Source organism: Dietzia sp. DQ12-76 (assembly GCF_014145045.1).
In the GTDB taxonomy this organism is placed as follows: domain Bacteria; phylum Actinomycetota; class Actinomycetes; order Mycobacteriales; family Mycobacteriaceae; genus Dietzia.
In genome coordinates, this window is the sequence record NZ_JAALDV010000311.1 from 1 (window position 1) to 4,751 (window position 4,751).

Below are 4,751 nucleotides of genomic sequence, written 5' to 3' on the forward strand. Positions count from 1 at the left end.
GCCGGAGCGGGCGGGGCGCTGGGTTGGGGAACGGCCTGCTGGGTGCCCGCGGTGCCCCCCGTCGTGCCGGTTCCCGACCCCCCGGCGGACTCCCACTGGGACGCGCCGGCCTGTCCGCCGATGTACCCCGGGGTCGGGAAGCTCTCCCACTCCGTGCCGGACAGGGCGCCGTCCATCGCGGACTTCCAGATGTCCGCGGGCAGTCCGGACCCGTACATCGTGCCGCCCCACGCGTTGAGCAGGGGCTGGTTGTCGTCGGTCCCCACCCACACCGCGGTGGCGATGGACGGGGTGTACCCCACGAACCACGCGTCCTTGTTGTAGCCGGTGTCGCCGAGCTGGGTGGTGCCGGACTTGGCCGCGGAGGGGCGGCCACCGGCCAGCGAGTGGCCGTTGGAGTAGGCGGCGATCGGTTCCATCGCGGAGGTGAGGTTGTTGGCCACGTCGGCGTCCACCACCCGCTCCCCCTCGGGCTCCGAGTTGTCCAGGAGGACCTCGCCGTCGGCCGTCTCGACCTTCTCGATGAAGTGGGTGGGCCGGTGGACCCCCTCGGCCGCGAACGTGGCCAGGCCCGTGGCCATGTCGCGCACCCGGATCGGGTACTGGCCCAGGATCAGGCCGTCATAGGGGTCCTCGCCCTGCTCGGTGAGCGTCTCCCACGGCAGTCCGGGGATCTCCTTGGCGACGCCCGCGCGGTGGGCCATGTCCCGGACGTCGTTGGCCCCGTTCTCCAGCATCCGCTGCAGGCGGATGAACGAGGTGTTGAGGGACATCTTGAGCGCCAGGGACACCGAGCACGACCCGCAGGACTGGCCGTCGACGTTGGTGACGGTGACGTTGCCGGTGGTCACCGGCGCCGAGGAGATCTGGGTGCCCAGACCGATGCCCTGCTCGAGGGCGGCCGCCACGCCGAAGATCTTGAAGGTCGAGCCGGTCTGCAACGGGGCGTTGGCGTAATCCCAGCCCTCGGCGTCCTCTCCGCCGTAGTAGCCGATCACGCCGCCCGTGCGGGGGTCGATCGAGACCACCGCGGTGCGGTTCTCCGGCCGCTCGCCCTGCATGTTGCTGCGGGCGGCCTGGACCACCGCCTCCTGGGTCGCGGGGTCGATGGTGGTGGTGATCCTGAGCCCGCGGGTGTTGAGCATCTGCTCGTCGAGGCCGGCCATCGCCAGTTCGGCCAACACCTGGCGCCGGATGGCCCCGTTGGTGGGGTCGCCCACGTTCTGGTCCACCGCCTGGGGATCCTCGACGACCTGGGGGAACACCGCCGCGCCACGCTGCTGGGCGTCGATGGCTCCCATGTCCCGCATGCCGTCCATCACGTAGTTCCAGCGGTTCTCGGAGGCCACGGCGTTGTTGAGCGGATCCAGGGCGGAGGGGGACTGGATGACGCCGGCGAGCAGCGCGCCCTCCTCGATGGTGAGGTTCTCGACCGGCTTGTTGAAGTACGCGGTGGAGGCGGCGGCGATCCCGTAGGCCCCGCGGCCGAAATAGATGGTGTTGAGGTAGGCCCCGAGGATCTGGTCCTTGGACCACTCGTTGGTCATCTTGGCCGCGATGATGATCTCCTTGGCCTTGCGCTCGTAGGTGGGAGCGTCACCGACCATGGTGTTCTTGACGTACTGCTGGGTGATGGTCGAACCACCGCCGGCGCTGGACTCACCGGTGATCTGCCCGATCACCGCGCGCCCGATGCCCGTGGGGTCGTACCCCTCGTTGGTGTAGAAGCTGCGGTCCTCCGCGGCGATCACGGCGTTGCGCACGTGCACGGGGATCGCGTCGACCTCCACCAGGGTCCGGTTGCCCTCCGGTGGGACGATGCGTCCGATCATGGTCGAGCCGTCGTTGGTGTAGATCTCGGAGATCTGGTTGGTGGCCACGCTGCCCGGGCGGGGGATCTCGGTGCGGTTGTAGACCACCCCGACGATCACGAGCGGGATCACCAGGAGGACGACGACGACGAGGATCAGCGTCGTCCAGGCCGGGTGGCGTCGAAACCAGCCGCGCCGGTGCGCGGAGTCGTCCCGACCCCCGTCGGATCCCCCACGCGTCCTGTCACTCTGCGACATCTTCCACCCTCCTGCGAACAGCTACGACCGGCACGGGCGACCCCCGCTGACGGTGCATCGGGGTCCATTGTGTACGAAATCGCGCTCCGCCCGGAATCCAGTGCACCCGGGCACGGCACCTTGCGGTGCTCACGGAGGGCGAGCTGCGGTGTCGGCGGTGGGCGATCAGCGGTGTCGGCGTAGGTCCCTCGCGGCCCGGCGCACGCGCCTGCCCTCGCCCGAGGCGAGACCCACCTCATAGGATTCGATCAGGTGGTTCCACGAGCAACTGCGGCACACCTCCACCACGTGGACGGTGAACGCGTCGTGGGTCAGCGCCAGCTGTTTGATCTCATCCGCGCTCCGGGCCGAGCCGGAGGCGGAACCCAGGTCGTCGCCGAACACCCACGACACCTCGGTGAGGTTCTCCTTGCGGCACACCGGGCACACGGTCTCGGTCTCCACGCCGTGGAACCCGGCCGCACGCAGGAGATAGACGTCCGCGTCGCACACCTCCCGCAGTGCCGAGACGCCCTCGCGGAGATCCGCCAACACCCCTCGGCGCCGCAGGGCGAAGTCCACCACCCGGCGACGCCGCAGCGCCTCTCGGCCGGTGGGGTCCTCCGGCCCCGGCGGGGGGCCGGGTCGCCGGTAGCGGGAGTCGGCCTGGTCCACGGGGGCCAGCCTACGACCCCGGCGCGGTCCCCGCGCGCGTCCGGGGTCGGAGAACCCGAGGGGGGAACAGGCCTCGGTCGAGGGCGCGACCCGGCGTACTCCGGCCCCGCGCGGACTCGACGCGTCTCGCCGATGCCGCAAACCGGTATATCGGCGCGATACATCACAGGGTGTACTCTCAGTCACCGTCGCGGAAATCCGCAGGCATGACTCGTCGACGTGAGGGGGTGGAGTGCTCGATCTGGCGATCCTCGGGCTGCTCGACGAGCGCCCCATGCACGGATACGAACTGCGCAAACGCCTCTCCGAGATGCTGGGGACGGTGCGCACCGTGTCCTTCGGTTCGCTCTATCCGACCCTGCGTCGCCTCCGGCACCAGGGGGACATCGTCGAGGACGCGACGGCGGCCACCGCCACGCGTCCACCGGCCACCGCACGACGCGGTCGCAAGACCTACCGCATCACCCCCGTCGGCGAGGCGACGTTGGCCGCCCTGCTCGACTCGCCCGGCGCCTCCTCGTTCACCGACGACGGCTTCGGCGTCCACCTGGCCTTCTTCGACCGCACCCCCGGGCCCGCCCGGGTGCGGCTCCTCGAGGGCCGACGGCGCGTCCTCGAGGAGCGCCGCGAGGGCCAACGGGACGCGGCGACACGCGCCGGCCCGACCGAACTACGCTACGCCCGGCAACTCACCCTGCTGGGCCTCGAGACCAGCGAGCGCGAGCTGCGCTGGATCAACGAACTCATCCAGACAGAGAACCCATCACAAGGAGAACACCAATGACCGACCAGAAGGTGCGCGTCGCGATCGTCGGCGTCGGCAACTGCGCGTCCTCGCTCGTGCAGGGCGTCGAGTACTACAAGGACGCGGCGATCGACCAGACCGTCCCCGGGCTCATGCACGTGAAGTTCGGTGACTACCACGTCCGCGACGTCGAGTTCGTCGCCGCGTTCGACGTCGACGGCAAGAAGGTCGGGATGGACCTCGCGGAGGCGATCACCGCCTCGGAGAACAACACCCTCGCGCTCTGCGACGTGCCGCCGACCGGCATCACGGTCCAGCGCGGCCCCACCCTCGACGGCCTGGGCAAGTACTACCGTCAGACCATCGAGGAATCCGGCGCCGAGCCCGTGGACGTGGTGCAGGCCCTGCGGGACGCCGAGGTCGACGTGGTGGTCAGCTACCTGCCGGTCGGGTCCGAGGAGGCGGACAAGTTCTACGCGCAGTGCTGCATCGACGCCGGGGTCGCCTTCGTCAACGCCCTTCCCGTCTTCATCGCCTCCGACCCCGAGTGGGCCGAGAAGTTCCGTTCGGCGGGGGTCCCGATCGTCGGCGACGACATCAAGTCGCAGGTCGGCGCGACCATCACCCACCGGGTGATGGCCAAGCTGTTCGAGGACCGCGGCGTCGCGCTGGACCGGACGTACCAGCTCAACGTGGGCGGCAACATGGACTTCAAGAACATGCTCGAGCGCGAGCGACTGGAGTCCAAGAAGGTCTCCAAGACCCAGGCCGTGACCTCCAACCTCGAGGGCACCCTGGCCGGCAAGATCCACGACCGCAACGTGCACATCGGCCCCTCCGACTACGTGGAGTGGCTCGACGACCGCAAGTGGGCGTACGTTCGCCTCGAGGGACGCGCCTTCGGCGACGCCCCCATCAACCTGGAGTACAAGCTCGAGGTGTGGGACTCGCCCAACTCGGCCGGCATCATCATCGACGCCGTCCGGGCGGCCAAGATCGCCAAGGACCGCGGCATCGGCGGGCCGATCCTGCCGGCGTCGGCGTACCTCATGAAGTCCCCGCCGGAGCAGATGGCCGACGACAAGGCCCGCGCCGAACTCGAGGCCTTCATCATCGGGGCCTGACACACGCAGGAAGAACAGGAACGCATGACTCCCACCGCGACGGATCGCCCGCTCTCGACCACCGGACGTCGCCGTGTCCCGGCCGCCCTCGCATTCGCGATGGCGGCCGGAGTCGCACTCGCCGGCTGTTCGGGTACGGAGGAGGAGATCGCCGCGCCC

At 69.7% G+C, this 4,751-nt stretch carries 4 protein-coding genes; 2 read left to right on the top strand and 2 right to left on the bottom strand.

Features of this window, described 5'->3' with window-relative positions; genetic code table 11:
* Positions 1 to 2,069: transglycosylase domain-containing protein (locus G6019_RS11050; protein ID WP_182627597.1), on the bottom strand; the 2,069-nt coding region annotated here is incomplete at its 3' end.
* A 165-nt stretch (positions 2,070 to 2,234) separates the two neighbouring features.
* A complete protein-coding gene (locus G6019_RS11055) occupies positions 2,235 to 2,633 on the bottom strand; it encodes a DUF5318 family protein (protein WP_182613079.1) in 399 nt (132 codons plus the stop codon).
* 322 nt (positions 2,634 to 2,955) lie between these two features.
* Here G6019_RS11055 and G6019_RS11060 point away from each other — a divergent pair, with 322 nt between their 5' ends.
* Together G6019_RS11060 and G6019_RS11065 are read left to right on the top strand one after the other, a co-directional pair.
* A complete protein-coding gene (locus G6019_RS11060) occupies positions 2,956 to 3,507 on the top strand; it encodes a PadR family transcriptional regulator (protein ID WP_107757803.1) in 552 nt (183 codons plus the stop codon).
* A complete protein-coding gene (locus G6019_RS11065) occupies positions 3,504 to 4,592 on the top strand; it encodes an inositol-3-phosphate synthase (protein WP_107757804.1) in 1,089 nt (362 codons plus the stop codon). The genes G6019_RS11060 and G6019_RS11065 overlap by 4 nt, the downstream gene beginning before the upstream one ends.
* Positions 4,593 to 4,751 lie beyond the last annotated feature (159 nt).

Excerpts from the sequence above, each read along its gene's own strand:
- G6019_RS11065 (WP_107757804.1), top strand. The coding sequence starts at position 3,504 with ATGACCGACCAGAAGGTGCGCGTCGCGATCGTCGGCGTCGGCAACTGC.